This window comes from Oryzibacillus soli, assembly GCF_051594765.1.
In the GTDB taxonomy this organism is placed as follows: Bacteria; Bacillota; Bacilli; order Paenibacillales; family NBRC-103111; genus Paenibacillus_AR.
On sequence record NZ_JBPPGJ010000005.1, the window covers coordinates 144,584 to 170,069 of the forward strand.

20 protein-coding genes are annotated in these 25,486 nt (G+C 58.6%); 14 read left to right on the forward strand and 6 right to left on the reverse strand.

What is annotated here, in order from left to right:
- Nucleotides 1-378: 378 nt before the first annotated feature.
- The 7 genes from ACSEXW_RS08350 (at nucleotide 379) to gyrA (ending at nucleotide 11,676) form a co-directional block, all read left to right on the forward strand.
- Nucleotides 379-2,154 carry an ABC transporter ATP-binding protein gene (locus ACSEXW_RS08350; protein ID WP_438445670.1) on the forward strand — a complete coding sequence of 592 codons (1,776 nt, stop codon included), beginning with the start codon at nucleotides 379-381 and terminating at the stop codon, nucleotides 2,152-2,154.
- Complete coding sequence (locus ACSEXW_RS08355) at nucleotides 2,147-4,033, forward strand: ABC transporter ATP-binding protein (RefSeq protein ID WP_438445671.1); 1,887 nt, start codon at nucleotides 2,147-2,149, stop codon at nucleotides 4,031-4,033. The genes ACSEXW_RS08350 and ACSEXW_RS08355 overlap by 8 nt, the downstream gene beginning before the upstream one ends.
- Nucleotides 4,034-4,289: 256 nt before the next feature.
- Nucleotides 4,290-5,159 carry a GDSL-type esterase/lipase family protein gene (locus tag ACSEXW_RS08360; protein WP_438445672.1) on the forward strand — a complete coding sequence of 290 codons (870 nt, stop codon included), beginning with the start codon at nucleotides 4,290-4,292 and terminating at the stop codon, nucleotides 5,157-5,159.
- Between the two features lie 13 nt (nucleotides 5,160-5,172).
- Entirely contained in the window at nucleotides 5,173-6,129 is a 957-nt protein-coding gene (locus ACSEXW_RS08365) for an ABC transporter ATP-binding protein (protein WP_438445673.1), read from the forward strand.
- Complete coding sequence (locus ACSEXW_RS08370) at nucleotides 6,122-7,114, forward strand: ABC transporter permease (RefSeq protein WP_438445674.1); 993 nt, start codon at nucleotides 6,122-6,124, stop codon at nucleotides 7,112-7,114. Before ACSEXW_RS08365 ends, ACSEXW_RS08370 begins: the two co-directional genes overlap by 8 nt.
- Before the next feature lie 82 nt (nucleotides 7,115-7,196).
- Nucleotides 7,197-9,173, forward strand: coding sequence for a DNA topoisomerase IV subunit B (parE, locus tag ACSEXW_RS08375; RefSeq protein WP_438445675.1), 1,977 nt, complete (start codon nucleotides 7,197-7,199; stop codon nucleotides 9,171-9,173).
- A gap of 55 nt (nucleotides 9,174-9,228) precedes the next feature.
- The gene (gene gyrA, locus ACSEXW_RS08380) at nucleotides 9,229-11,676 is read left to right on the forward strand and encodes a DNA gyrase subunit A (RefSeq protein ID WP_438445676.1); all 2,448 of its coding nucleotides are present in this window, start codon (nucleotides 9,229-9,231) and stop codon (nucleotides 11,674-11,676) included.
- On the opposite strand, the gene ACSEXW_RS08385 is transcribed toward gyrA, so the two are convergent.
- Nucleotides 11,667-11,840: a hypothetical protein gene (locus tag ACSEXW_RS08385; protein ID WP_438445677.1), complete on the reverse strand. Its 174-nt coding sequence runs from the start codon at nucleotides 11,838-11,840 to the stop codon at nucleotides 11,667-11,669. The two genes, gyrA and ACSEXW_RS08385, sit on opposite strands and share 10 nt — an antisense overlap.
- Nucleotides 11,841-12,054: 214 nt before the next feature.
- On the opposite strand from ACSEXW_RS08385, the gene ACSEXW_RS08390 reads away from it, so the two are divergent.
- Nucleotides 12,055-12,459, forward strand: a complete 405-nt coding sequence (locus ACSEXW_RS08390; RefSeq protein WP_438445678.1) for a MarR family winged helix-turn-helix transcriptional regulator — start codon at nucleotides 12,055-12,057, stop codon at nucleotides 12,457-12,459.
- Between the two features lie 66 nt (nucleotides 12,460-12,525).
- Here ACSEXW_RS08390 and ACSEXW_RS08395 read toward each other — a convergent pair whose 3' ends face one another.
- Genes ACSEXW_RS08395 through ACSEXW_RS08405 form a run of 3 tightly spaced genes read right to left on the reverse strand, consistent with a single transcriptional unit; the run spans nucleotide 12,526 to nucleotide 14,402 of the window.
- Nucleotides 12,526-12,765: a helix-turn-helix domain-containing protein gene (locus ACSEXW_RS08395; protein ID WP_438445679.1), complete on the reverse strand. Its 240-nt coding sequence runs from the start codon at nucleotides 12,763-12,765 to the stop codon at nucleotides 12,526-12,528.
- Nucleotides 12,766-12,812: 47 nt separating this feature from the next.
- A complete protein-coding gene (locus ACSEXW_RS08400; RefSeq protein WP_438445680.1) occupies nucleotides 12,813-13,535 on the reverse strand; it encodes an RluA family pseudouridine synthase in 723 nt (240 codons plus the stop codon).
- Nucleotides 13,536-13,538: 3 nt separating this feature from the next.
- Nucleotides 13,539-14,402, reverse strand: coding sequence for a class I SAM-dependent methyltransferase (locus tag ACSEXW_RS08405; RefSeq protein WP_438445681.1), 864 nt, complete (start codon nucleotides 14,400-14,402; stop codon nucleotides 13,539-13,541).
- A 266-nt stretch (nucleotides 14,403-14,668) separates the two neighbouring features.
- Here ACSEXW_RS08405 and ACSEXW_RS08410 point away from each other — a divergent pair, with 266 nt between their 5' ends.
- Nucleotides 14,669-15,061, forward strand: a complete 393-nt coding sequence (locus ACSEXW_RS08410; protein WP_438445682.1) for a hypothetical protein — start codon at nucleotides 14,669-14,671, stop codon at nucleotides 15,059-15,061.
- Between the two features lie 34 nt (nucleotides 15,062-15,095).
- Here ACSEXW_RS08410 and ACSEXW_RS08415 read toward each other — a convergent pair whose 3' ends face one another.
- On the reverse strand, nucleotides 15,096-16,229 hold the full coding sequence (locus ACSEXW_RS08415; RefSeq protein WP_438445683.1) for a peptidylprolyl isomerase: 1,134 nt from the start codon (nucleotides 16,227-16,229) through the stop codon (nucleotides 15,096-15,098).
- Between the two features lie 187 nt (nucleotides 16,230-16,416).
- Between ACSEXW_RS08415 and ACSEXW_RS08420 the strand changes: the two genes are divergently transcribed.
- From ACSEXW_RS08420 to glgA, 5 genes are all read left to right on the forward strand, one after another.
- Complete coding sequence (locus tag ACSEXW_RS08420) at nucleotides 16,417-18,372, forward strand: stalk domain-containing protein (RefSeq protein ID WP_438445684.1); 1,956 nt, start codon at nucleotides 16,417-16,419, stop codon at nucleotides 18,370-18,372.
- Between the two features lie 403 nt (nucleotides 18,373-18,775).
- Nucleotides 18,776-20,689, forward strand: coding sequence for a 1,4-alpha-glucan branching protein GlgB (gene glgB / locus ACSEXW_RS08425; RefSeq protein ID WP_438445685.1), 1,914 nt, complete (start codon nucleotides 18,776-18,778; stop codon nucleotides 20,687-20,689).
- Nucleotides 20,690-20,692: 3 nt separating this feature from the next.
- A complete protein-coding gene (locus ACSEXW_RS08430; RefSeq protein ID WP_438445686.1) occupies nucleotides 20,693-21,826 on the forward strand; it encodes a glucose-1-phosphate adenylyltransferase in 1,134 nt (377 codons plus the stop codon).
- A gap of 41 nt (nucleotides 21,827-21,867) precedes the next feature.
- The gene (gene glgD / locus ACSEXW_RS08435; protein ID WP_438445687.1) at nucleotides 21,868-22,977 is read left to right on the forward strand and encodes a glucose-1-phosphate adenylyltransferase subunit GlgD; all 1,110 of its coding nucleotides are present in this window, start codon (nucleotides 21,868-21,870) and stop codon (nucleotides 22,975-22,977) included.
- A gap of 46 nt (nucleotides 22,978-23,023) precedes the next feature.
- The gene (gene glgA / locus ACSEXW_RS08440) at nucleotides 23,024-24,574 is read left to right on the forward strand and encodes a glycogen synthase GlgA (protein WP_438445688.1); all 1,551 of its coding nucleotides are present in this window, start codon (nucleotides 23,024-23,026) and stop codon (nucleotides 24,572-24,574) included.
- Between the two features lie 65 nt (nucleotides 24,575-24,639).
- Here glgA and ACSEXW_RS08445 read toward each other — a convergent pair whose 3' ends face one another.
- Entirely contained in the window at nucleotides 24,640-25,344 is a 705-nt protein-coding gene (locus tag ACSEXW_RS08445) for a histidine phosphatase family protein (RefSeq protein WP_438445689.1), read from the reverse strand.
- Nucleotides 25,345-25,486: the final 142 nt, after the last annotated feature.

A 25,486-nucleotide genomic window follows, 5' to 3' on the forward strand; every position in this document is an offset into this window, starting at 1 on the left:
CCGCTTTTGGAGATAAATGCCATGAAAGGGGTTCCATTCGGGGGAAAACGGACCATTTCCACGAATACGTGGTGCTGGAGTCCCATACTTTCCACAAATGTTGGTATTAGGGGGAATACCTGACGTTTCGTAAATTGCCGGAACCGAGGTTGGATGATAAGATTCTAAAAGGATTTGGAAGTGCTTTCTTGTCCTGATTCCTGCATACTGTCCTAGTACAGGGACAATCAACGGAGGTGGTCCTTATTTTCGCGTTCAACCGCAACGGAAATCAGGAAGTCAGCGTGATGGCGGCATAAGCCGCACGCTCCGTAAGTCGCAACCGTCAGGCCCTTGCATGCACCGGAACAACCAATCCAACGTACAATGGAGGTTCAAATGGAGGTTTTCAAGCAGCTGAAGCAGTACTACTGGCAAGACCGGGGGTTCCTGTTCGGTTCCCTGCTGTGCCTGATCACGGCAACCGCATTAGGTCTGGTCTATCCGAACCTGCTTCGCTATCTGATTGACGACGTGATCACCCAAGAGCAGTTCGACAAGGTACCCGCACTCTCGCTTCTGGTCGTCGGCGTCGTCACCGTCAAGGGGATGTTCCAATACGGAAGCGGCTTCCTTGGAACCCGGCTGGGCAACCGGCTGGCCTTCAATCTCCGGAATGCCTTGTACGAGAAGCTGCAGTACTTATCCTTTCAATATTACGACAAAGCCCGGACGGGGGATCTGATGTCCCGTCTCACGCAGGACCTGGAGGCTATCCGGAACTTCATCGCCTTCGGAATGATCCAGATCATCAATGTGTTCGTCATGATCGTCTTCGGCGCGGCCATGATGATCTCCATGAACGGGAAGCTGACGCTCGTTACGCTGATCACCATGCCCTTCCTGATGGTCACGGCGTTTAAGTTCGAGGGGAAGATCCATCCAGCCTTCCGGAACATCCGGAAATCGATGAGCTCCATGACGACGGCCGCCCAGGAGAACATCACAGGTGTTCGGACCGTCAAGTCCTTCGCCCGGGAACCGCATCAGGTGGAGAAGTTCTCGAGGACCAGCGAGGAATATAAGTCGAGCAACATTTTTGCCGCGCGCCTGTGGGCAGCTTACTTCCCTGTTATGGAGCTGTTCGCCAGCCTGAGCGTGGTCATTCTGATCGCTGCCGGCGGTTATATGGTCATTCAGGATGAGATCAGCATCGGGGAGCTGGTGGCATTCTCCAGCTTGATCTGGTACATCATCGGCCCGCTCTGGGGCGTCGGCTTCCATATCAACAACTACACCCAATCGAAGACCTCCGGGGAGCGAGTGCTGGATATTCTGAACGAGCACATCCACGTGAAGGACAAGGAGAAGGCGGTGGAGCTGAAGCAGGATGCGGTGAAGGGCCATGTGGAGTTCGACCATGTGACCTTCGGTTATCCGGATCAGGAGCCTGCGCTGCACGACTTCCACTTGAACGCTCCTCCGGGCAGCGTCATCGGCTTATTGGGAGGCACCGGCTCGGGCAAATCTACGGTCATCCAGCTTCTGATGCGGGCCTATAACGTGAAGGAGGGCTCCATCCGATTGGACGGCCACCGGATCGAGGATCTGAAGCTGGACAGCCTCCGGGGCCAGATTGCGGTGGTCTTCCAGGAAACCTTCCTGTTCTCGGCGTCCATCCGGAACAATATCGCTTACGGCAACAAGGGCGCCACCATGGAGGAGATCATCCGGGCCGCCAAGCTGGCCAAAGCCCATGACTTCATCATGGAGCTGCCGCTGGGCTATGATACGATCGTCGGTGAGCGGGGCTTGGGCTTATCCGGCGGGCAAAAGCAGCGGATCGCCATCGCCCGGGCGTTCATCAAGAACCCCAAGATCCTGGTGCTGGACGACGCGACGAGCGCCGTCGACATGGAGACGGAGCACGAGATCCAGGCCGGCTTCAAGGAGCTGATGGCGGGCCGGACCACCTTCATCATCGCCCACCGGATCTCGTCGCTGCGCCATGCGGATGAAATCGTAGTGCTGGATAAGGGCCGGACCATCCAGAGAGGCACCCATGAGCAGCTCTTGAAGCAGCCGGGGCATTACCGCGATACGTTCAACATCCAGTACATGGACCGGCCAGATGACGATGAGCTGGATGGAAACAGGAGGGCGGCAAATGGCTGAACAACCTTCAGCAGGACGCGATACCATTCCCGAAGCACAACAGACGGAGAGGAAGCAAGCGGCAGCCGGCAAGGCGGATCAATCGGAGCGGTTCGTCTATCAGGATGACGATGCCATCGAGAAGCCGTTCAACTGGTCCCAGGTCCGCCGTCTGATCTCGTACATGCGGCCCTACAGCAAGCAGCTTCTGCCGATCATCATCGTCTCGATCCTTCTAGTGACCTTGACGAAGCTGGCGATCCCGTTCCTGATCTCCTACGCCATCGACCACGCGATCCTGAAGAAGGATCAAGATCTGCTGTTCACCGTTGCCGGCGCCATGGCCGGGGTTTACCTGATCCAGTGGCTGGCGAACAGCTTCCGCATCAAGTATACGAACGCCATCGGGCACCGGGTCATCTATGACCTGCGCCAGGACCTGTTCAGCCACATCCAGAAGCTGAGCTTCCGGTTCTTCGACAAGCGTCCGGCCGGATCCGTGCTCGTGCGGGTGACCAATGACATCAACTCCCTGCAGGACCTCTTCACGAACGGGGTGGTAAACTCCCTAATCGACTGCGTGCAGCTGGCAGGCATCATCATCCTGCTGCTGGCGCTGAACGTGAAGCTCGGCGTGGCCATCATTCTAACGGTGCCTATCATGTTCCTGGTGTCCACATCACTCCGCAAACGGATCCGCAGGGCCTGGCAGGACGTCCGCATGAAGCAATCCCGGCTGAACTCCCACCTGAACGAGTGCATCCAGGGGATCAAGGTGACCCAGGCCTTCGCCCAGGAGAAGGAAAACATACAGTACTTCAACGGAATGAACGAAATCAACAAGAGGTCCTGGAACAAGGCCTCCGCCCTGAACCAGAGCTTCGGTCCGGTCATCGAGATTACCGGCGCCATCGGCTACTGCATCATGTTCTGGTATGGGGCCCATCTGGTGGAAGCGGGCGATATGACCATCGGCGTGCTGGTCGGCTTTGCCACCTACATCGGCCAGTTCTGGGAGCCCATCAACCGTCTGGGCCAGCTGTATTCCCAGCTGCTGGTGGCCATGGCGTCCTCGGAGCGGATCTTCGAGTTCATCGACGAGAAGCCCACCGTCGGCGAGAAGCCGGAAGCCAGGGAGCTGCCGCCGATCGAAGGCCGCGTCCACTTCGACCATCTCGTATTCGAGTACGAGGCGGGCAGACCCGCCCTCCGCGGCATCAGCCTGAAGGTGCAAGCGGGGCAGTCCGTGGCGCTGGTGGGCCATACGGGCTCCGGCAAGAGCACCATCATCAACCTGCTGAGCCGCTTCTACGATCCGGTGGAGGGAAGAATTCTTGTGGATGGCACGGACATCCGGGATGTGACGCTGCAATCGCTGCGGTCCCAGATCGGCATCGTCCTGCAGGACACCTTCATCTTCGCGGGCACCATCCGGGATAACATCCGCTTCGGCCGACTGGACGCCACGGATGAAGAAGTGGAGATGGCCGCGCGTGCGGTTCACGCCCATGACTTCATCGAACGGCTGCCTGCAGGCTACGACACGGAGGTGCAGGAGCGGGGGAATGCGCTCTCCATGGGCCAGCGCCAGCTCATCTCCTTCGCCCGCGCCCTCCTGGCGGATCCGAGGATTCTAATCCTGGACGAAGCGACGGCCTCCATCGACACCGAGACGGAGCTGAAGATCCAGGAGGCGCTCCAAACCCTGCTGTTCGGCCGGACCTCCTTCATCATCGCTCACCGGCTGTCCACCATCCGCAATGCCGACAACATTGTGGTGCTGGACCACGGGCGGATCATGGAGACCGGCAGCCACGACGATCTGATGCGCAAGATGGGCATTTATTACGGCTTGATTCAAGCTCAATACCGCTTCCTGGACGAGGCGGCTGCGGGTTAAGGGAACGAAGGACGCTCCGGCAACGGGGCGTCTTTTTTTGATTGGCAAGCCCTCTTGTCCGAATCCTATCTGAATAAGCGGAGCCGGGGTTGGGAAGCTTTTACACTAAATGAACGGGTTGGGATTGGCTGACGGAGCCGGTCCGAAAATCCGCATGCTCCTGAAGATTCCGCCTCGGACCTACCATTTGCAAAATGAAATCGGAAGATTTACTCTTAATCATAGACTTGAGATATTGCAGGCAGGGGGGCGGAGCATGGGAAATACGAAGTGGCTGTGGAGAGTGACGGGCCTGTTCGGGCTGCTGACGACAGCGGTTCTGGTGATCGGCATGGGCTATGCCGTCAATACCATTCTATATCCGAAGGGAGAGGAGCTGCCGGGGGCGGCACAAGGCCAGCCGGCGGCGGACGTGACGCCAACACCGATGAATCACCCGGATAAGATTCAGATTCTTGCTTTGGGGGATTCCTTGACCAAGGGGGTCGGGGATGAGAAGGGCGAAGGGTATATCGGACGGGTCAAGCGCCAGCTGGAGAACCAGTCGGACAAGCCCGTGTATGTCTGGAATTTTGCCGTGAACGGCGCGACGACACAGGATTTGCTGGCGGAGATCAACAAGCCGGCGTCCGCCGATTACATCAAGCAGGCGGACATCATCCTGTTCACCATCGGGGGGAACGACCTGAATCGGATCGCCACCTCCGTTACGGCGGCTCCGACCGCCAGTCCGGCCCAAGGGACGGGGAACGGCACTTCGACCGCACTCCCCGCTGAAATTTCGTTTAATTTCGAGGCGCTGTCCAAGCAGCTGCCGGAGTCTGTGAAGCGGCTCGGTCAGATTGCCGAGAAGCTGGCGGTCACCAATCCGAAGGCCCGGATCCTCTACCTGGGCTTGTACCATCCCTTCATGGAGTTCGATCCGACCCGCGAAGGCGCAGCTTGGATCGGGAAGTGGAACAATGCGGTCTTCGAGGCTTCCAACCGGTATCCGAACATCACCATTGTCCCCACGTACGACATCTTCCAGAGCAAGTGGCTCGATCTGTTGTACACGGATCATTTCCACCCGAATGGCGCTGGATATGACGAGATGGCGGCCAGGGTCATGCAGGTCTTAAAGTGAGGGGGGAGCGGTCATGAGAGCAGACGGGACCGTATTGTCCGTCAAGAACTTGAAGAAGAAGATCAAGGACAAGTGGATCATTAAGGGCGTTTCCTTCGACATCGGCGCAGGGGAGGTCTTCGGCTTCCTGGGTCCAAACGGTGCCGGCAAAACGACGACCATCCGCATGCTGGTCGGTCTCATCCGGCCTACGGAGGGCAGCATCGAGATCGGGGGCGTCTCGCTCCGGCAGGACTCCTGCCGGGCGCTCAGCCAGATCGGCTGCATCGTCGAGAACCCGGAGCTCTACCCGTACTTGTCCGGCTGGGAGAACCTGGAGCACTTCGCCCGGATGCTGCCCGGAGTAACGGAGGCGCGGATCCGCGAGGTGGTAGCCATCGTGGGGATGGACCAGCGGATCGGGGACAAGGTGAAGACCTACTCCCTCGGCATGCGCCAGCGTCTGGGCATCGCCCAGGCGCTCTTGGGCTCGCCGAAGCTCCTGATTCTGGACGAGCCCACCAACGGCCTGGATCCGCAGGGCATCAAGGAAATGCGCGAGTTCATCCGCGATCTGGCCTCGAAGGGCTTAAGCGTGTTCGTCTCGAGCCATCTGCTGTCGGAGATCCAGCTGATGTGCGACCGGGTGGCCATCATCAGCCACGGCTCAGTCATCGCCGTCGGCCAGGTGGCGGATCTCCTGAAGCGGGAAACCAGCACCGTCCACTGGCATGTGGCGCCCCGGGATCGGGGCCTAGCCCTGCTGGAAGCCGCCGACGGCGTGACGCTCCTGCAGGAGGAGGTCCGGCAGCCCGAGCTGGAAGGCACCGGAGCCGATCAGGGCATTGCCGCGGAGCTCAACGCCGAGCGCATACCGGAGCTGACGGAGCGGCTTACGGGCAGCGGGGTCCGGGTCTATGCGGTATCCATCAAAAATCCGACGCTCGAGGACCTGTTCCTGCGTCTAACGGAGGGCGAGCGCATTGAGTAGCCTGTATCCCCTGATCCAGAACGAAACGATTAAAATGATCAAGAAGCGCCGGTTCATGGTCATCCTGCTGATTCTCTTGGTCCTTATTCCGATCTTTACATACGCGCAGTACCGGGTGTCGGCCGAGAGGGCCAAGCAATTCGGCACCAGCAATTGGAGAATCGAAACCGAGCAGCGCCTGAAGGACATGACCAACCGGCTCTCCAGCCCCCGGGTATCGGACGAGTGGAAGAAGACGATGAGGGTCACCATGAAGCAGCTCCAGTATGCGCTCGATAAGAACATCAACCCGAGCACGCCGAACGGCGTCACGTTCACCCGGGAATTCATGAAGAACGCGCTCATCCTGTTCGTGCCTCTCATGGTCTCGGTGATCGGGGCTGACCTGGTGTCCTCGGAGCAATCCTCCGGCACCATCAAGCTGCTCTTGACCCGTCCCGTGCCCCGGTGGAAAATCCTGCTCAGCAAGCTGATCGCGCTGATTATGTTCGTGTCCCTGATCATCGCGCTGATCGGGGGAATCTCCTATCTCATATCGGGTGCGGTATTCGGCTACCACGGCTGGGATGAGCCGGTGCTCGTCGGATACCGCATCGTCGGAGACGAGCTGTCCGTGGCGGACGTGCATGGGGTGTCCCAATGGCGCTATATCCTGATGGAGTACGGCTTGTCCTGGTTCTCCTGCGTGGTGGTGGCCTGCATGTCCCTGATGGTGTCCGTGCTGGTACGCAGCACGGCGGCGGGTATGGGCATCATGCTGGCGACGCTGATCGCCGGCACGATCCTCTCCAGCATGGCTTCCTCCTGGACAAGCGCCAAATATTTGTTTATGCTGAATCTCCAAACCATCGATTTCCTGACCGGCGCCCTGCCGTCCATTCCGGGGCTGACGCTGCCCTTCTCTCTGACGGTTCTGGCCGTCTGGACAGCCGGCGCGCTGGCGGTATCGTTTGCGGTGTTTACAAAACGAGACATTTTAAACTAAAATGAGAAAAGCTGGCTTGGAGACGATTATAGCAGGATATAGCAGCGTTAGAATCAGTCGGAAATGAGGGTGGATCACGCCGATGGCGGAACAGATCGAATTGTTTGCGAATCAAGGACAGCCGCAGGCTACCGGGTATGATGCGGATGATATACAGGTGCTGGAGGGGCTTGTAGCCGTACGCAAGCGGCCCGGTATGTATATCGGGAGCACAGGCCCGTCGGGATTGCACCATCTGGTTTGGGAAATTGTCGATAATGCGGTGGACGAGCACCTGGCGAAGTACTGCACGGAAATCCAGGTGACCATCCACAAGGACCAATCCATAACCGTCAAAGATAACGGCCGGGGCATCCCGACCGCCATGCATAAGACCGGCGTACCCACGCCGCAGGTGGTATATACGGTACTCCACGCGGGCGGCAAGTTCGGAGGCGCCGGCTATAAGAAGTCCGGAGGCCTTCACGGTGTAGGCGCCTCGGTGACGAATGCCCTCTCCGAATGGCTCGAGGTGACGATCTGGCGGGAGGGCAAGACCCACCGGATGCGCTTCGAGTCCTGGACGGATGCGAAGGGCGTCGATCATGTGGGCGAGCCGGTCACCGGGCTGGAGGTGCTGGGCAACACGAACCGCACCGGCACCAGCGTCACCTTCCGGCCGGACGCCAAGGTGTTCGCCGGCGGCATCGCCGTCAGCTACGACACCTTGTCGGAGCGCCTCCAGGAGATCGCCTTCCTGAACTCAGGCCTGAAGGTCGTGTTGAAGGACGAGCGGAGCGGCAACGAGGACACCTACCTGTACGAAGGAGGCGCCAGCCAGTTCGTGCAGTTCCTGAATGAGGACAAGACCGTCCTCCATCCCGTCATCCATTTCATGGCCGAGAAGGATGACATCGAGGTGGAAGTGGCCCTGCAGTACAACGACGGCTACACCGAAACCATCGCTTCCTTCGTGAACTCCATTCCGACCCGCGGAGGAGGAACCCATGAAACCGGATTCAAGACGGCGTTTACCCGTGTGATGAATGATTATGCACGCAAAGCGGCCATCCTGAAGGAAAAGGATAAGAATCTGGAGGGCGCCGACCTGCGGGAAGGCATGATGGCGGTCATCAACATCAAGATGGGCGAGGTGGAGTTCGTCGGCCAGACGAAGGACCAGCTGGGCAGCGCCTCCGCCCGGGGGGCCGTGGATTCCGTCGTGTCGGACAAGCTGGGCGTCTTCCTGGAGGAGAACCCGCAGATCGCCCAGTCTCTGCTCAAGAAGGCCGTCCAAGCCTCCAAGGCCCGGGAAGCGGCCCGCAAGGCAAGGGAGGAGGTCCGCACCGGCAAGAAGGGGAAGAGCGAGAGCTCCAACCTGAACGGCAAGCTGACCCCCGCCCAATCGAAGGATTATATGTCGAACGAGCTCTTCATCGTGGAAGGGGATTCCGCCGGCGGGTCGGCCAAGCAGGGCCGGGATTCGAAGCATCAGGCTATCCTGCCCCTGAAGGGCAAGCCGATGAATCCGGAGAAGGCCAAGCTGATCGACATTCTGAAGAACGACGAATACAAGGCCATCATCTCGGCCATCGGTGCCGGCGTCGGCTCCGAGTTCGATCCCAGCGAGACCAATTACGGCAAGATTATCATCATGACCGATGCAGACACGGACGGCGCCCATATCCAGGTGCTGCTCCTGACCTTCTTCTACCGGTATATGAAGCCTCTGATCGATGCCGGACGGGTGTTCATCGCCCAGCCGCCGCTGTTCAAGGTGACGAAGAAGTCCGGCAAGAACACCATGCTGAAGTATGCCTACTCCGATGAGGATCTCGCGCAGATCGCCAAGGAATTCGGCAAAGGCTACGAGCTCCAGCGCTACAAGGGCTTGGGCGAGATGAATCCCGAGCAGCTGTGGGAAACCACCATGGATCCCGCCGCCCGATCCCTCTACCAGGTCCAGATCGAGGATGCCGCCAAGGCGGAGCGCCGGGTGTCCACCCTCATGGGGGACAAGGTGGAGCCGCGCAAGCGCTGGATTATCGAGAATGTGGATTTTACGGAGTACGAGGAATAGACGGGCTGCGATCCGCCAGGTACGGGGATAACAGCATCGGTTGGGGGTTATTCAATTGAGCGTAAATGAGCAATTTATGCCGGCATTCCTGGAGGATGTGGTCGGGGACCGGTTCGGACGTTATTCCAAATATATCATTCAAGACCGCGCCATTCCCGATGTGCGCGACGGGCTGAAGCCCGTCCAGCGGCGGATTCTATATGCCATGTACGATGCGGGCAATACACCGGACAAGCCGTACCGGAAGTCCGCCAAGACCGTGGGAGACGTAATGGGCAACTTCCACCCCCATGGGGACTCCTCCATCTACGAGGGAATGGTCCGGATGGCCCAGCCTTGGAAAATGGGGCATGTCCTGGTGGACGGACACGGCAACTGGGGCTCCATGGACGATGATCCGGCAGCGGCCATGCGTTATACGGAGGCCCGCTTGTCCGAGATCGCCATGGAGCTTCTGCGGGATATCGACAAGCGCACGGTATTGTTCAAGGACAACTTCGACAATTCCACCAAGGAGCCGACGGTGCTGCCTTCCCGCTACCCGAATCTTCTGGTGAACGGGGTCAGCGGCATCTCCTCCGGCTTCGCGACGGAGATTCCCCCGCATAACCTGCGTGAGGTTATCAACGCCTGCGTTATGATCATGGAGAAGCCGGAATCGACGCTGGAGGACCTCATGACCGCCATTCAAGGTCCGGACTTCCCGACCGGCGGCATCATCATGGGCTCAGAGGGCATCAAGGAAGCCTTCCGGACGGGCAAGGGCCGCATCTATCTGCGGGCCCGCACGGCGATCGAGGATCTGCGCGGCGGCAAGCAGCAGATCGTGATTACGGAGATCCCGTACCAGGTGGTCAAGTCCAAGCTGGTTACGGCCATTGAGAATATCCGCCTCGAGAAGAAGGTGGAGGGGATCGCCGAGGTTCGGGACGAGAGCGGCCGCAACGGCCTGCGCATCGTCATCGAGCTGAAGAAGGAGGCGGATGCCCAAGGCATTCTGGCCTTCCTCCTGAAGAAGACGGACCTGCAGGTGACGTACAACTTCAATATGGTGGCCATCGTGAACAAGACACCGGTCCAGATGGGGCTGAAGGCCATTCTGGAGGCCTATGTGGAGCACCAGAAGGAGGTCGTCACCTTCCGCACCCGCTATGAGCTGGAGAAGGCTGAGGACCGGGCTCACGTGCTGGAAGGCCTTGTCAAGGCGTTGAACATCTTAGACGATGTGATCGCCACGATCAAGGCCTCGAAGAACCGGCAGGACGCCCAGAAGAACCTGGTGGAGCAATATGGGTTCACCGAGCGCCAGGCGGACGCCATCCTGACCCTGCAGCTGTACCGGCTGACCAACCTGGAGATCCATTCGCTGGAGAAGGAGCTGAAGGAGCTCCAGAAGACCATCGACTACCTGAAGGGCATTCTCGGCAGCACGGCCAAGCTGATCAAGGTTATCAGAGAAGAGATGACCGAGATCCGGGATAAGTTCGGCATCGACCGCCGTTCGGACATCCAGGGCGAGGTCGAGGAGCTGAAGGTGAACGTGCAGGTGCTGGTCAACGCGGAGGATGTGTACGTCACGCTCTCCGGCGAAGGCTACATCAAGCGGACCTCCAAGCTTTCCTTCACCCGTTCGGGCGGGGATATCGGCAGCAGCGGTGTGAAGGAGGGAGATTACGTCAAGCATCTCCTGGAGGTCAACACTATTGAGAACCTGCTCATGTTCACCCGCAAGGGGCAGTATTACCTCCTGCCTGTCCACCAGGTGCCCGAATATAAGTGGAAGGATACCGGAACGGCGGTGGTGAACGTCATCCCGATTCCGAAGGATGATTCGATTGTCAGCATCATCCCGGTGAAGAGCTTCCAGGATGCCGGCAAATCGCTGGTCTTCGTCACCCGCGGCGGTCAAGTGAAGCGGACGGACCTGAAGGAGTATGAGACCACCCGGTCCATCGGGATCACCGCTTGCAAGGTGTCCGAGAACGATGAAGTGCTGAAGGTGGAGCTATCGGACAACACCCGGGATCTGGTGCTGATCAGCAAATTGGGCATGAGCATCCGCTTCCAGGAAGCGGAGGTAAATCCGATGGGCCGCGTTGCGGGCGGCGTGCGTGGCATTCAACTGCGGGAGGATGACGAGCTGGTCGCAGCGGAATGGGTTCGCGGCGAGGAAGGAGAGATCCTGGTCGTCTCCGACATCGGCTTTGCCAAGCGCAGCTTTGTCTTCGATTACCCGATGCAGGGGCGCGGAGGCAAAGGCGTCATTACCTTTGAATTCAAGGAAGGCAAAAGGGTGCGGCCCAACGGGGCGGCATTGGCGGGCGCCTACGCCGTCAAGACTCCTTTTGGCCTGATCGCCGTTACCAAGAATGGAGAGAGGTACGCGTTTACAACGGAGGACACTCCCATCGAGGACCGGAAATCCACCGGGATCAGCGTGGTTCCCGTGGCCAAAGGCGATATGATATCGGATATGATCCGTCTACCGAACGTTCAATCGTAGGTGGCGCATGGCGGATCCAGCTTCTCCAGCAAGAGCAAGGCCACTTCGAGCACCGCCCACACGGGCATGGGCTCGTCTTTTTTGTCGATCCAACTCGGATCGTGAATCAATCCTTCCGCCAGGGCTCGTTTGACGATTTCGATCTTATGCTGTTCGTTAGGCATGGGGAATCCCTCCCGGCACATCTGTCTAGGGCAGCGGGATTCGGCAGCTAAGTGCGGAAATACCATGCCCTGCTATCAGCATATGTTGAAAAAACGCACAAGGTTCCTCAATCAGTCGATTGATGTCCTAAAATATTAAGGAGATTAACCTTTTTCCTTCGTGGTCCGGGTGGTATAATGAGAGTATTCGATAGGCTCGGGGTGAAGGGTAAACATGTATGCTCAGGAATTCGGCAAGCTGTGGTACAAGATGTCCCGTGATTTGAAGACCCATATGGAGACGGAGCTGGCCCCGGGGTTGACGGAGGGGCAGCTCGCCGTGCTGGAGCTGCTTCTGCCGGAGGAGCGGATGAAGCCCTCCGATTTTTTGCCGCATCTCTCGACAACGCCTGCAGCGGTTACGACCCTGCTGGACCGCATGGAAAAGGCCGGACTCATCGAACGGGAGCGGGATGAGAAGGACCGCCGCATCGTGTGGATCTCAGCCACCGCCAAGGGGAAGGAAGAATGCATGAGGGGGATGGAGATCCGCAAGCGGTTCCTGGAATCCTACCTGAACCGGATCTCCTCCCATAACCAGCAGCTGCTGGTCTATCTTCTGGGCAAGGTCGCCAACTGACGGCAGAACAGCCCCCGTACCTCCAACCGGAGGATGCGGGGGCTGTTCTGTGTAACGGCGTATGCTTCATCGGTACCTAGAGGGGGATTCCTGCCGGCCCGGGGATTCCAGCAGCTTCACCTGTTCGGGAAGCTGTGGATTCCACTCGATGTAGCCCATATCCGCAAGCTTCTTCAGGATCGACCGGATGTCGCTGTCCGAGCGGCCGGTCTTGATGCAGAGCTTGCGGATGGACGGGACGGTCTGGGTCATTCGGGAATGATTGATCAGAATCCGCAGTACTTTGCGGTCGATATCCTCCATCATATGCGATCACCTGTTCCCATTATATCAGATCGGGAAGAAGATGTCGCTTATTCTTGAAGCATTGCCGCGTCCCATATGTTCCAGGGGAACTCGGATGGGGGAGCACAGCGGAATGTCACGGGCTCGCGCTGTACCGGATGCTCGAAGTGCAGGTAAGCGGACCAGAGCGCGATCTGCTGCCCGGGCTTGTTCAGCGCTGCGCCGTACTTCTGGTCGCCGTACAGGGGACAGCCTATGGCCGCCATCTGAACCCGGATCTGATGCGACCGGCCGGTCAGGAGCTCCACACGGACAAGGGACAGGCCGCCGGAGGAGCCCAGCACCTCGTAATCGAGCACGGCCTCCTTGGCATCGGGATGGCTGCCCTTCGGCACCGCCTGGACGGTGTTGGTCCGGCTGTCCTTCAGCAGATGATGCGTCAGACGGCCAGTGGGCTGGGACGGCGTACCGTGCACGACCGCCAGATACCGCTTGCCGAAGCTGCGGGTCCGGACGGCGTCCGAGAGGCGGGAGGCGGCCTTGGAGGTCTTGGCGAAGACCATAACCCCGCCGACGGGCCGGTCGAGCCGGTGGACCAAGCCCAGGAATACGTTGCCGGGCTTACCGTGGCGCTCCTTCAGATCCTGCTTCAGCTCGGTCAGGAGATCCGGGTCCTTGGACTCGTCCTCCTGCGTCGGCATGTTGACGGGCTTCACCACGATCAGAATATGGTTGTCCTCGTACAGCACGGGAATGCCGCCTCCGGAGGAGCTGCTGCTGGGGGAGCCCATGGGCTACGCCTCCCAGCGGCCCAGGATGCCGCACGGCAGGTTCAATCCGGAGGCCGTGATCGGCAGGCCGATTTCGCCGGAGGAAATGCTGCCGCCGTACTCGTTCTTCAGGGCCATGGACAAGATGTTCGTCAATACGGAGGACGAGATGCCTGTCGTATAGGAATTGATCAGGAAGAACAGGGGCTTCGGGGTCAGAATCGACCGGCAGGAGTCGACGAAGCGGTACAGATCGGTCTCCAGCTTCCACATTTCCCCATTGGGGCCGCGCCCGTAGGAGGGCGGATCCATGATGATCGCATCGTAGGTATTGCCGCGGCGCTGCTCCCGCTGGACGAACTTGAACACGTCATCGGTGATGAAGCGGACCGGCTTGTCCCCCAAGCCCGAGGCCTGCAGGTTTTCCTTGGCCCAGAGGACCATGCCCTTGGCCGCATCCACATGGCACACCTCCGCGCCGGCACTTGCGCAGGCAACCGTGGCGCCACCGGTGTATGCGAAGAGGTTCAGTACCTTGATGGGACGTCCGGCACCGCGGATCTTGCCCATCATCCATTTCCAGTTGACCTGCTGCTCCGGGAACAATCCGGTGTGCTTGAAGCCGGTCGGCTTGATGATAAACTTCAGGTTCTCGTATGTAATCGTCCAGCGCTCGGGGAGCTTGACCTTCTCCTCCCATTGACCGCCTCCGCTGGAGCTGCGGTGGTAATGCGCGTGGGCATCCTTCCACATGCCGGTCTCCTGCTGCAGCGGCCAGATGATCTGAGGGTCCGGACGGCGCAGGATATATCCGCCCCACCGCTCCAGTTTCTCTCCGCCGCCGGTGTCGAGCAGCTCGTAATCCTTCCATTCGTTCGCCAAGTACATAAGTATCCATCCTTTGAGTAATAATCTTATCTATTCTACAACAGATGCTCTCGCAATATCCAGTATCCCGACCATCCCTTGATGTTCGGGAACATCGCCACGGATTCGACATACCTAACGCCATTAATCATCGACAATATAGTGAACCCGCTATCATCCGCAACGGGGGATTATTATACTGATAAGACATCCAACCCGATAGACGCATCCTTTTTTTGGGAATCACGCCGTTTGGGGCGATCTTGTCCTATGGGAGTGTGGGTAACGTGTTCAAAATGACCTTGAATCAGAAGGACGGCATCTTGGTCATTTCGTATTCGGGATATTTCACCGTCTATGATGCCAAGCTGTTTCAACGAGAACTGGAGCAGAAGATTCGGAACATCCGTCCGGAGGAGTATGTTCTGATCATCGATATGCATGAGATTCGCCTGTCCAAGCAAGATCTGGCTCCGCTGTTGGATGAGATCAAGAGGACATATACGGATGCGCCCTTCCGATACATATTCGCCGTGGATGCGGAGGGTTGGATCGCGAAGGTGAAACGGAAGGACTTGGAGCGGGACAACTGGCAGGTCGTTCCGTCCGTTGACGATGCGCTGTCGAGAGTACGCCGAGGATTATGCCCGATCAAAAAGGATGCCGGTCACACCACGTGACCGGCATTTTTTTTGTTGGGTGATTCACCAAGCCTTATGGCTGCGTCCGGAGGCTGGGAAGCTGCTCCAGGAACGCGGTGTATGCGGAGCTCTGCAGGCGGGAGTGCAGCTCGTTGCGGATCTCCTCAAGCTTGGGGGTGTGGCGGGCTTCCACTTGGATCACGTGATAGCCGTATTCCGTCTCAACGGGTTCCCCGATGGCACCGATCTCTTGGGAGAGAACCGCGTTCTTGAAGCCCGTCACCCATCCGCTGATGGCTTCGTTCTCATAGCGGCCGCCCTGGTCCTTGGAGCCCGGGTCGTCCGAATACGTCTTGGCCGTGACGCCGAAGTCCGCTCCGGCCTTCAGCTTGGAAGCCACCTCCTTGGCCCGGGTCAAAGCCTCCTCCTTGGTGCGGGTCTTGCCGTCCTGCGTCTCGAACCCCACCAGAACATGGCGGACCGTCGCGGTGTCGTATTCGTGGGACGTCGAGGCGCTCAAGTATGCGGCACGCAGCTGGTCTTCCGTAATCTGACGGTTGAAGTATGCGGCACGGACGGTATTCAGACGCAGGAATTCCAGAAGATCGTTCTCCGTCAGCTTCAGCTCCTGCAGCCGCGAGCCCCAGGCTTGGTCACCGTTGACATTCTGCGCATACGCCGATTTCAGCTCCTGAAGGAGGGCAGGCGCCTGTTCCTTAGCCGCTTGCAGCATCGCATCGTCGGCACGGCCGGCGGTGATCAGGAATGCCGCCACCTCCTGTATGATCTGATCCCGGAAATTCGGGTCGGATATGTAATTCTGGAGAGAAGGCCTGTACAGCATGGCGATGGACATCTGCTTGTTCACACGGGACTGGGTGATCGTGTAGACCTTGTCGCCGTCCTTGTATTCGGCGATGGCCGTCTTCGAGCCCGGCTCGTCGATGGTGATCGTCCCGGTTTCCTCGTCCCAGCCCACTTCCTTGCCCAAGGACTCGGAGACGAATCGGAGCGGCACATAGGTGGAACCGTCATAAATGAAGGGCGTCCCCTTCTCAGGCTGCTTCTCCACACCGTCGAAGAGGATCTTGAGCGGCCGGAACAGCACCTCGATCTGCTGCGTGTTGGCGGAGGCATACGCCGCCGTACCGGTAATCGCGCTGCCCAGCAGGGCGCCGATCACCAAGCCTTTGAGTTTGTCCTTCAAAATGGGTACCTCCAGCTTCTTATTTGGATGATGGCCGAACGAAGAGCACATAACGTACCCCCGGCTCCGGCGACATATTCCTTCGACATCATCTGCCGGATTTCCTTCATGATCCACATCGGAGCATCCAGAATCGACCGCTTCCGCTATAATGGTCTCATAGAATGACACAGGGGGGATGGGCAAAATGCCGGAGAAGAGGAATATCGGGAAGCACATGGTTCGAGGGAAAAGAGCACTGGCCGTACTGGCGCTTGCGGCCCTTCTGGGAACCGGAGTGCCAGAAGCCGGTCATGCGGCGGATTGGAATGCCCTGTCGCAGGCAAACCGCTATGAGGCGGAAGGAAATTACAGCGCGGCGGCTCCGCTCTGGGAGAAGCTCTTCCAGCAGTTCGCGGAGGAGGACAGTGCGAACAACGCGGCCTTGATGGCCAAGAACCTGGGCCATTATTACGATGGAATCGGGGATTATGAGAACGCCATCCGGTATTACGAGCTGGAGGACAAGTATTGGCTGCAGGCTGGGGAGAATTGGGGCGCCGAGGATATGCAGCGTGCCGAGCAGATCCGTCTGACGCTGGACTTGTATGTGTCCGCCGGAGAACAGGAGTCGCTGTCCCGCTCCGCCGGACCGAACGGCGGGCTGGCGAAGTTCGAGCCTGCATACGGCGCTTATCTAGGCCTGTACCCGGAGCAGGATCCACTTATGGGCAACCGTTATATCAAGTCCGAGCAGCTGTATAAGAAGAAGCACGCGATCTACCTGGCGTATACGCAATGGGGAAAGAGCTTCCCCAACGGCTATGCCAAAAATGCCAAGGAGGCCGGAGCCGCCCTCCAGATCGCGTTCGAGCCGTCCCAGGGCCTGGACCAGGTCCAGGACAACGCTTATATCCGCCAATGGGCGCGGGAGGCCAAAGCATCGGGCATCCCGATCTTCCTGCGGTATGCCTCCGAGATGAACGGAGCCTGGACCGTGTGGAACGGAGATCCGGAGACGTATATCGCCAAGTGGCGGCTGCTGCACCGGATCATGCAGGAGGAGGCGCCGAACGTGGCGATGGTATGGAGTCCGGGCGACGTGCCGCGCGGTACCATGAGCGCCTACTATCCGGGGGACGATTATGTGGATTGGGTGGGTGTGAGCCTGTACACGGAGCCTTATGAGCACGGGAACATCCAGGCATCCAGCCTCGGGATCAGTCCCGTGGAGCGACTGGACGAGCTCTATACGCTGTATGCGGACCGGAAGCCGATTATGATCAGCGAGACGGCCGTTGCGCACTCCAACCACAATGATTCCGGCACGGTCTGGACGGAATGGGGCGTCATGAATCTGGACCGGCTGTACTCGGTCATGACCAAGAAGTATCCCCGGCTGAAGGCCATCACCTACTTCAACGTGGACCAAGGCCAACGGAATTCCTACAATGACTACCTCTTAAGCCATAATGACGGCATGATGAGCGCTTACCGGTCGCTGATCGCCGACCCGTACTTCCTGACGAAGGTGGAGACGGGCGCCAAGCCGGCTGCACCTTCGGGCTTCCGCAAGGCCGAAGGCACCGTTGCCTTCGCCAAGCACCTAAGCGTGGTGCCTTACATCAAGATCCCGGACGTCATGATCGGCAGAGTGGCGTACCTCCTGAACGGGGCGCTTCTGTCGGAGCAGGCCTCCGCTCCGTTCCGTCTCGAGCTCGATGCCGGTGCCGTGCCTCCCGGGAGCGTGCTGGAGCTTGCCGTCTACAAGAAGAACGGGGACTTGGCGGTGCGCAAGGCGCTGACGCTGGAGCCCATCGTGTCCGTCCGGATCAACGGCAAGGATTATGCGTTCGATCAGCCTCCGGTCGTGATCAACGGCAGTACTCTGGCGCCGGTCCGGGCCATCTTTAACGCCCTTGGCGCCACCGTGGATTGGGATGCCCGTACGGAGACGGCCACCGGCCGCAAGGGCGGGCAGACCGTGTCCATCACCATCGGCAGCCGGACGGTCATGAAGGGCGGCGCAGCCGTACAGCTGCCGGTACCCGCCCAACTGATCAACGGTTCCACTATGGTGCCGGCCCGATTCGTAGGCGAAGCCTTCGGAGGCAAGGTGACATGGGACGGGAAGTCCGCAACGGTCAACATCGAAACCCCATAGCTCGGCATCGGGTATGAAACCTGCCGCCGTACGTAACGCCCTTCCAAGGTTTGGCGCCGGAAGGGCGTTTTCTTGTTCGTCTAACGTATCCGAACATTAAAATTCGTTCATGATGAGATCATGGAGCAGGAAATCGTGCTCGATTCTCGAATGGTTAACGTAACTCCTTTGTAAGATGTTACAAAGCAATTTAGAACAATTCCCAATACATCCGCCGCCATCCTTTCGACAACAGACGATTTTATGTGAGCAAACTTACTTGAAATCGAGGGAATAATTATATATTCTTCGATCCATTCTTACATCAATTTTTCATAGAATTGTATAAAATACTTACAGCGTATGTTAAAAAGTAAAATGTTAGAAAAAAGCGATGCTCGGAATCGGAAGGAGTGGAGTGATATTGGCGGTGTGCAACCCTACTTCGCATGACTTGTATCTGTTCCATGAAGGCAATCTGTTCCACAGCTACCGTACGTTCGGCGCTCATCTGGAGACAGCGGACGGAAGGGCAGGAGTCCGGTTTACCGTGTGGGCTCCCCATGCGGTCCGGGTGGCCGTGGCCGGCAATTTCAACGGCTGGGACGGTTCCCTGCACGGGATGGAGCTGCTTCCCGAATCGGGAGGGGTATGGTCCCTGTTCATCCCGGAGCTGGGGGAAGGAGACGTCTACAAATACGAAATCACCGGGGCAGACGGCAGGACGCGCCTGAAGAGCGACCCGTATGCCTTCCATTCCGAGCTTCGCCCCCATACGGCCTCCGTCGTAGCCCGGCTGGACCAGCACCAATGGGGAGATGCGAAATGGCGCCGCCGGACGGCCAAATCGCCGGTCTTCAAGCAGCCCGTCAACGTGTATGAGGTTCACTTGGGCTCATGGAAGTACATAGAGAACGAGGTGTTCTACACCTATGAGGAATACGCACGGGATCTTGTGGAGTATGTGAAGGAGATGGGGTACACCCACATCGAGCTCCTGCCGCTGACGGAGCATCCGTTCGACCGCTCCTGGGGCTACCAGGCTACCGGCTACTACAGCGCCACCAGCCGGTACGGCAAGCCCGAACAGCTGATGTCCTTCATCGACCACTGCCATCAGAACGGCATCGGCGTGCTGATCGATTGGGTGCCGGGCCACTTCTGCAAGGATGACCACGGGCTTAGACTCTTCGACGGCTCCCCGCTGTACGAGCATCCGGATCCGAACATCTCGGAGAAGACGGGCTGGGGTACCCTGGCCTTCGACTTCAGCAAGCCGGAGGTGGTCAGCTACCTGATCTCCAACGCCGTGTTCTGGATGGACGTCTACCATGTGGACGGGATCCGGGTGGACGCGGTGGCCAGTATGATGAGCTTGTGCTTCGATAAGTCGCCGGACACGGCGCCACGCAATATGTACGGCGGGTTCGAGAACCTGGACGCGCTGGCTTTTATCAAGAAGATGAACAAGGCCGTGTTCCAATATTTCCCCAACGCTCTGATGGTGGCCGAGGATTCCTCGGATTATCCGCTTGTGACGGCTCCCGTGCATGTCGGCGGGCTGGGCTTCAATTATAAGTGGAATATGGGCTGGATGAACGACGTGCTGAAGTACATGCAGAAGGAGACGGTCCACCGCAAGCACCATCACAATCTCCTGACCTTCTCCCTGATGTACGCCTATTCAGAGAATTACCTGCTGCCGTTCTCGCATGACGAGGTGGTTCACGGCAAGAAGTCGCTTCTGAACAAAATGCCGGGCGATTACTGGCAGAAATTCGCCAATCTCCGGCTCCTGTACGCCTATATGATGGGGCATCCCGGCAAGAAGCTGCTCTTCATGGGCGGGGAGTTCGGCCAATTCGACGAATGGAAGGACATGGAGGACTTGGACTGGGAGCTCCTCGAATACGAGAAGCACCAGCAGATGCACGGCTACGTGAAGCAGCTGAACGCCGTATACGCCAAGGAGAAGGCCCTGTGGGAGCAGGATCACCATCCGAACGGCTTCCAATGGATCGACGCGGATAATTCGGGACAGAGCGTGCTGTCCTTCATCCGGTGGAGCGGGAGCGGCGAGGAGCATATTGTGGCCGTCTGTAATTTCACGGAGAGGGTCTATCATAACTATAGAATAGGTGTACCTGCAGTAGGCTTGTACCGGGAGATCCTGAACACGGATCTGACCCCATTCGGCGGCTCCGGACAGACCAACAAAGCCAGGATCCAATCCATGGAGGAGCCCTTGCACGGGCAGCCGGCCAGCATCAGCTTCACGCTGCCCCCGCTGGGCGCCGTTTGGTTCAAACATAAATCCAATACCAGAAAGGGGATCTGACGCATGCAGCAAAAAGAATGTGTCGCCATGCTGCTCGCCGGAGGCGAAGGGCGCCGCCTGGGCGCGTTGACCAAGAATCTGGCCAAGCCAGCCGTCCATTTCGGAGGGAAATACCGCATCATCGATTTTACGCTCTCGAATTGCACCAATTCGGGCATCGATACGGTCGGGGTGCTGACCCAGTACCAGCCCTTGGTCTTGAACTCGTATATCGGCATCGGAACTCCCTGGGATCTGGACCGCAAGGGCGGAGGCGTCACGGTGCTGCCTCCCTTCATGAAGTCCAAGGGAGGGGACTGGTATAAGGGTACGGCCAACGCCATATACCAGAACATTGGCTTCATCGAGCAGTATGCCCCCGAGTACGTGCTGGTCATCTCCGGCGACCACATCTACAAGATGGATTATGACCGGATGCTTCAATTCCACAAGCAAAATGACGCGGACGCCACCATTGCCGTCATCGAGGTGAAGTGGGACGAGGCAAGCCGCTTCGGCATTATGAAGGCGGACGAGGATTACCGCATAACGGAGTTCGAAGAGAAGCCGAAGGCTCCGAAGAGCAACCTGGCCTCCATGGGCGTCTATATTTTCAGCTGGCCGGTCTTGAAGCAGTACCTGGTTCACGACGCCGAGAATCCGGCCTCCAACAACGACTTCGGCAAGGACGTGATCCCGGGCATGCTGAAGGCGGGCGAGCGCATGTTCGCGTATCCGTTCGAGGGCTATTGGAAGGACGTGGGGACGGTGGAAAGCCTATGGGAGGCCAGCATGGATCTCTTGGAGGATGAGCCCGAGCTGAATCTGAACGAGAAGGCTTGGCGGATCTATTCCCTGAATCCGAATCAGCCGGCCCAATATATCTCACCCACCGCCCGGGTCCGCAATTCCATCCTGAATGAAGGCTGCTCCGTCATGGGCACCGTCGACCATTCCGTGCTGTTCTATGGCGTGCGGGTCGGCGAAGGAAGCATCATCCGCGATTCGGTCATTATGCCGGGTGTGAAGATCGGCGACAACTGCGTCATCAACCGTGCGATCATCGGCGAAGGCACCATGGTGGCGGACGGCTCCGTAGTCGGGGACCTGGAGCAGAAGGAAATCACGTTGATCGGCAACCACGAGATTGTGACCTGATTCATACAGCGTTTCACACTACGGGAAGGGATGCGGACTTCATGAAAAATGTGCTCGGCGTCATCAATTTGGTTAACGAACTGGATCACTTGGAGGAGCTGACCTATAAACGGACGGTCGCTTCGGTTCCCTTCGGGGCCCGCTACCGGCTTATCGACTTCATTATGTCCAGCATGGTCAATTCGGGCATGATCAACGTGGCGGTCTTCGCCCACACCAAGTACCGCTCGCTCATGGACCATCTGGGCTCCGGCAAGGAATGGGATCTGAACCGGAAGCGGGGCGGTCTGTTCATCCTGCCGCCCGCTGTAGATGAGATCCGTGAAATCGTCAAAGGGGATTTATACCATTTCTACAGCCATCGCGATTACTTCTACCGCAGCTCCCAGGACTACGTCCTGATCACCCGCAGCCACATGGTATGCAATATCGATCTGACGGAGGTGTTCGAGCACCATAAGGCCTCCGGCGCGGACATCACCATGATCTATAAGGATATGCCGGAGGAGGATCTGGCGGAATGCCGCCGCATCCTGATCAATCCGCTGGGCCAGGTCAAGGATATCCAGGACCACACGGGCCGCCTGAACAGCAGCAAGGTGTCCATGGAGATGTTCCTGATGAAGAAGGAGCTGCTCCTGGACCTGGTGGAAACCTCCCTCGCTCAAGGCTATGACCATCTGGTGCGGGATGCCATCATGAAGAACGTGGACCGGCTGAAGATCGTCGGCTTCCCGTACCACGGCTACCTGGGCGTGATCAACACGATCCAGAGCTACTACCATCACAGCATGAACATGCTGAATCCCCAGATCTGGCGGGATCTGTTCTTCCGGCCGGGCCTGATCTACACGAAGATCAAAGACGAGCCGCCGGCCAAGTATACCGGCAGCTCCGACGTACGCAACGCCATGATCGCCAACGGATGTGTGATCGAGGGGGAAGTGGAGAACTGCATCCTGTTCCGCGGCGTCAAGGTGCGCAAGGGGGCCGTGCTCCGCAACTGCATCGTGCTGCAGAACTGCGAGATCCAGGAGAATGTCAACGTGGAGAACGCCATCCTCGACAAGGACGTCATGATCCACAGCGGCCGTGTTCTGAAAGGGGCGCTCAGCGCGCCGTTCATCGCTGCGAAGAAGAAGGTTATCTGATCCGTCTCGGGTCGATTAACGGTTCGGATAAGGAGGTTATCTGCGTATGAAAATCCTGTTTGCCGCTTCGGAGGCGGTACCCTTCGTCAAGTCCGGAGGCTTGGCCGACGTGATCGGCTCCCTGCCGGAGGTGCTCCGGGAGCAGAAGCTGGACGTCCGCGTGATTCTGCCGAAGTACGGCGACATTGCGGAGTCGTTCCGGTCCAAGATGGAGACGGCGGCCACCCTGTCCGTCTTCCTGGGCTGGCGGAACCAATACTGCGGCGTGCAGGTGCTGGAGCACAACGGCATCACCTACTACTTCGTGGACAATGAGTTTTACTTCCGGCGCGGCGGTCTCTATGGGTACGGGGACGATGCCGAACGCTTCATCTACTTCAGCCGGGCGGTGCTGGAAGCACTGCCCCACCTGGGGTTCAAGCCGGATATTCTGCACTGCCATGACTGGCAGACGGGACTTATCCCGTATCTGCTGAAGCGGCTGTATATGCAGCATCCGTTCTACCAATCCATCAAGACGGTGTTTACGATCCACAACCTTCGGTATCAAGGCCGTTTTAACCGGAAGCTGATGCAGGATCTCCTGGGCATGGGAGACGAGTACTTCGGCATGGGGGATCATCTGGAATATTACGGGGACGGCAACTGCATGAAGGCCGCTCTGGAATCGGCGGACGTGGTGACCACCGTGAGCAGGACCTACGCCGAGGAGATCCAGACCGAATATTACGGGGAAGGAATGGACGGTGTTCTGCGGAAGCGGAGCTGGAGCGGGGAGCTGACCGGTATCGTCAACGGCATCGACAACACGCTGTTCGACCCCATGAAGGATCCGAATCTGGCGGAGCCCTTCCGGAACGCGCTCTCGAAGAAGCGGAGGAATAAGACGGCGCTGCAGGCGGAGCTGGGACTTACGGTGGACGAACGGATCCCGATGATCGGCATTGTCTCCCGGCTGGTGGAGCAGAAGGGCCTGGATCTGATTCAGACCATGATGGACGAGCTCTTAGCCGAGAAGCTGCAGCTGGTCGTGCTGGGCACCGGAGAAGAGAGGTACGAGCATCTGTTTCTGGATAAGGCCCATTGGCATCCGGACCAGGTGTCGGCCCACATCACCTTCCACGACGGATTGGCCCGCAAGATCTATGCGGCTTCGGATATGTTCCTGATGCCCTCCCAATTCGAGCCCTGCGGACTGGGCCAGCTGATCGCGCTCCGGTACCGCTCCGTGCCTATCGTCCGAGAAACCGGCGGTTTGAAGGATACGGTGTCCGCCTATAATGAGGATACGGGCGAAGGCACCGGCTTCACCTTCTTCGACTACAACGCCCACGAGATGCTGTATGCGGTGAAGCGGGCGCTGAAGTGTTATGCGGACGAAGAGGCCTGGAACCAGATCATGAAGAACATCGCCAAGACGGATTTCGGCTGGGAGCAATCGGCGAAGCAGTACGTGCAGCTGTACCGGCAAGTGATGTCCGGCGGGAATGCGCCGGTCGCGCTGTCGCCGGCGGATGCGGCTTCCGAGGAGCCGTCCGACGAGGAAGCTCCAGAGGCTGCTGCCGATGCCCCTGCCCTGGAAGCGGCGTCCGAATAGGTCTCATGCAGAGCGCGTCAAAAAGCGGCTCCGGCCTACAGGCTGGAAGCCGCTTTTTGATGTGCTTAGTCAAAGTTGGTGATGACTCCGCGGGGACGGACCGGCAAACCGGCCTCATACAGGTGCGAGACATCGCCGAAGCCGATGCAGCGGGGCACCGCCCACTCCTCGGACCGTTCGTCGAAGAGGATCGTGGTGACGGAGCTGGGCGGCATCCAGAAGCCGGACCAGACCAGGCTTACCGGAATTTCCAGCAGGTGGGCCAGCCAGGTAAGTCCGAAGCCGCCATGGCAGAAGACCGCGATGCGGTCCTTGTTCTGGGGGCGAAGAATCCGGTAGCGGCCGCCGACGCGCTCGAAGCCTTGGCGCTTCAGGAATTCGTCGGAAGCGGCCTTCAGCTTCTCGAAGGTGGAGGGCCCTTCGGTTCCGGCGTAATAGTCCAGCTCCTTCCAGGTCTCGTGGGTGGGGAAGACGTCCTGGCCCCGGATCACTTCGCCGGGAAGATCCCAATGGGACAAGCGTCCGTAGGGGGTCTCCTCCAGCTTCAGGCTGAGCTCCTGTGTCCACTCCTCCACTTCGTGGGGAAGGCTCAGCAGCTCGGAGGTGTATCGCATGGTGTCCAGCGCACGCCCCATGGGGGAGGCGTAGATCCGGTCCAATCCATGGACGGCCATTCGCTTGGACAAGGCCTGCGCTTCGAGATGTCCGGCCTCGGTTATGGTATGATTGGGATAGTCGGGATCCGCATGGCGGATGATGTAGAGTCTCATGGCAAGCTGCTCCGTTCCGGAAGAATAATGGCGGGACTTCTAAGGACTGGTATTATTGTACCTTCCGGGGAGTGGCTTGACAATATGTGAGCGGGGTCACATAGAGATTCGGTACGCTGTGCTTCAATCGTGATTAGGAGGT

What these genes read in the sequence shown, in the direction of transcription:
- ACSEXW_RS08350 (WP_438445670.1), top strand. Translation starts at nt 379, where the DNA reads ATGGAGGTTTTCAAGCAGCTGAAGCAGTACTACTGGCAAGACCGGGGG.
- ACSEXW_RS08355 (WP_438445671.1), top strand. Translation starts at nt 2,147, where the DNA reads ATGGCTGAACAACCTTCAGCAGGACGCGATACCATTCCCGAAGCACAA.
- ACSEXW_RS08360 (WP_438445672.1), top strand. Translation starts at nt 4,290, where the DNA reads ATGGGAAATACGAAGTGGCTGTGGAGAGTGACGGGCCTGTTCGGGCTG.
- ACSEXW_RS08365 (WP_438445673.1), top strand. Translation starts at nt 5,173, where the DNA reads ATGAGAGCAGACGGGACCGTATTGTCCGTCAAGAACTTGAAGAAGAAG.
- parE (WP_438445675.1), top strand. Translation starts at nt 7,197, where the DNA reads ATGGCGGAACAGATCGAATTGTTTGCGAATCAAGGACAGCCGCAGGCT.
- ACSEXW_RS08385 (WP_438445677.1), bottom strand. Translation starts at nt 11,840, where the DNA reads ATGCCTAACGAACAGCATAAGATCGAAATCGTCAAACGAGCCCTGGCG.
- ACSEXW_RS08390 (WP_438445678.1), top strand. Translation starts at nt 12,055, where the DNA reads ATGTATGCTCAGGAATTCGGCAAGCTGTGGTACAAGATGTCCCGTGAT.
- ACSEXW_RS08395 (WP_438445679.1), bottom strand. Translation starts at nt 12,765, where the DNA reads ATGATGGAGGATATCGACCGCAAAGTACTGCGGATTCTGATCAATCAT.
- ACSEXW_RS08400 (WP_438445680.1), bottom strand. Translation starts at nt 13,535, where the DNA reads ATGGGCTCCCCCAGCAGCAGCTCCTCCGGAGGCGGCATTCCCGTGCTG.
- ACSEXW_RS08405 (WP_438445681.1), bottom strand. Translation starts at nt 14,402, where the DNA reads ATGTACTTGGCGAACGAATGGAAGGATTACGAGCTGCTCGACACCGGC.
- ACSEXW_RS08420 (WP_438445684.1), top strand. Translation starts at nt 16,417, where the DNA reads ATGCCGGAGAAGAGGAATATCGGGAAGCACATGGTTCGAGGGAAAAGA.
- ACSEXW_RS08430 (WP_438445686.1), top strand. Translation starts at nt 20,693, where the DNA reads ATGCAGCAAAAAGAATGTGTCGCCATGCTGCTCGCCGGAGGCGAAGGG.
- glgD (WP_438445687.1), top strand. Translation starts at nt 21,868, where the DNA reads ATGAAAAATGTGCTCGGCGTCATCAATTTGGTTAACGAACTGGATCAC.
- glgA (WP_438445688.1), top strand. Translation starts at nt 23,024, where the DNA reads ATGAAAATCCTGTTTGCCGCTTCGGAGGCGGTACCCTTCGTCAAGTCC.
- ACSEXW_RS08445 (WP_438445689.1), bottom strand. Translation starts at nt 25,344, where the DNA reads ATGAGACTCTACATCATCCGCCATGCGGATCCCGACTATCCCAATCAT.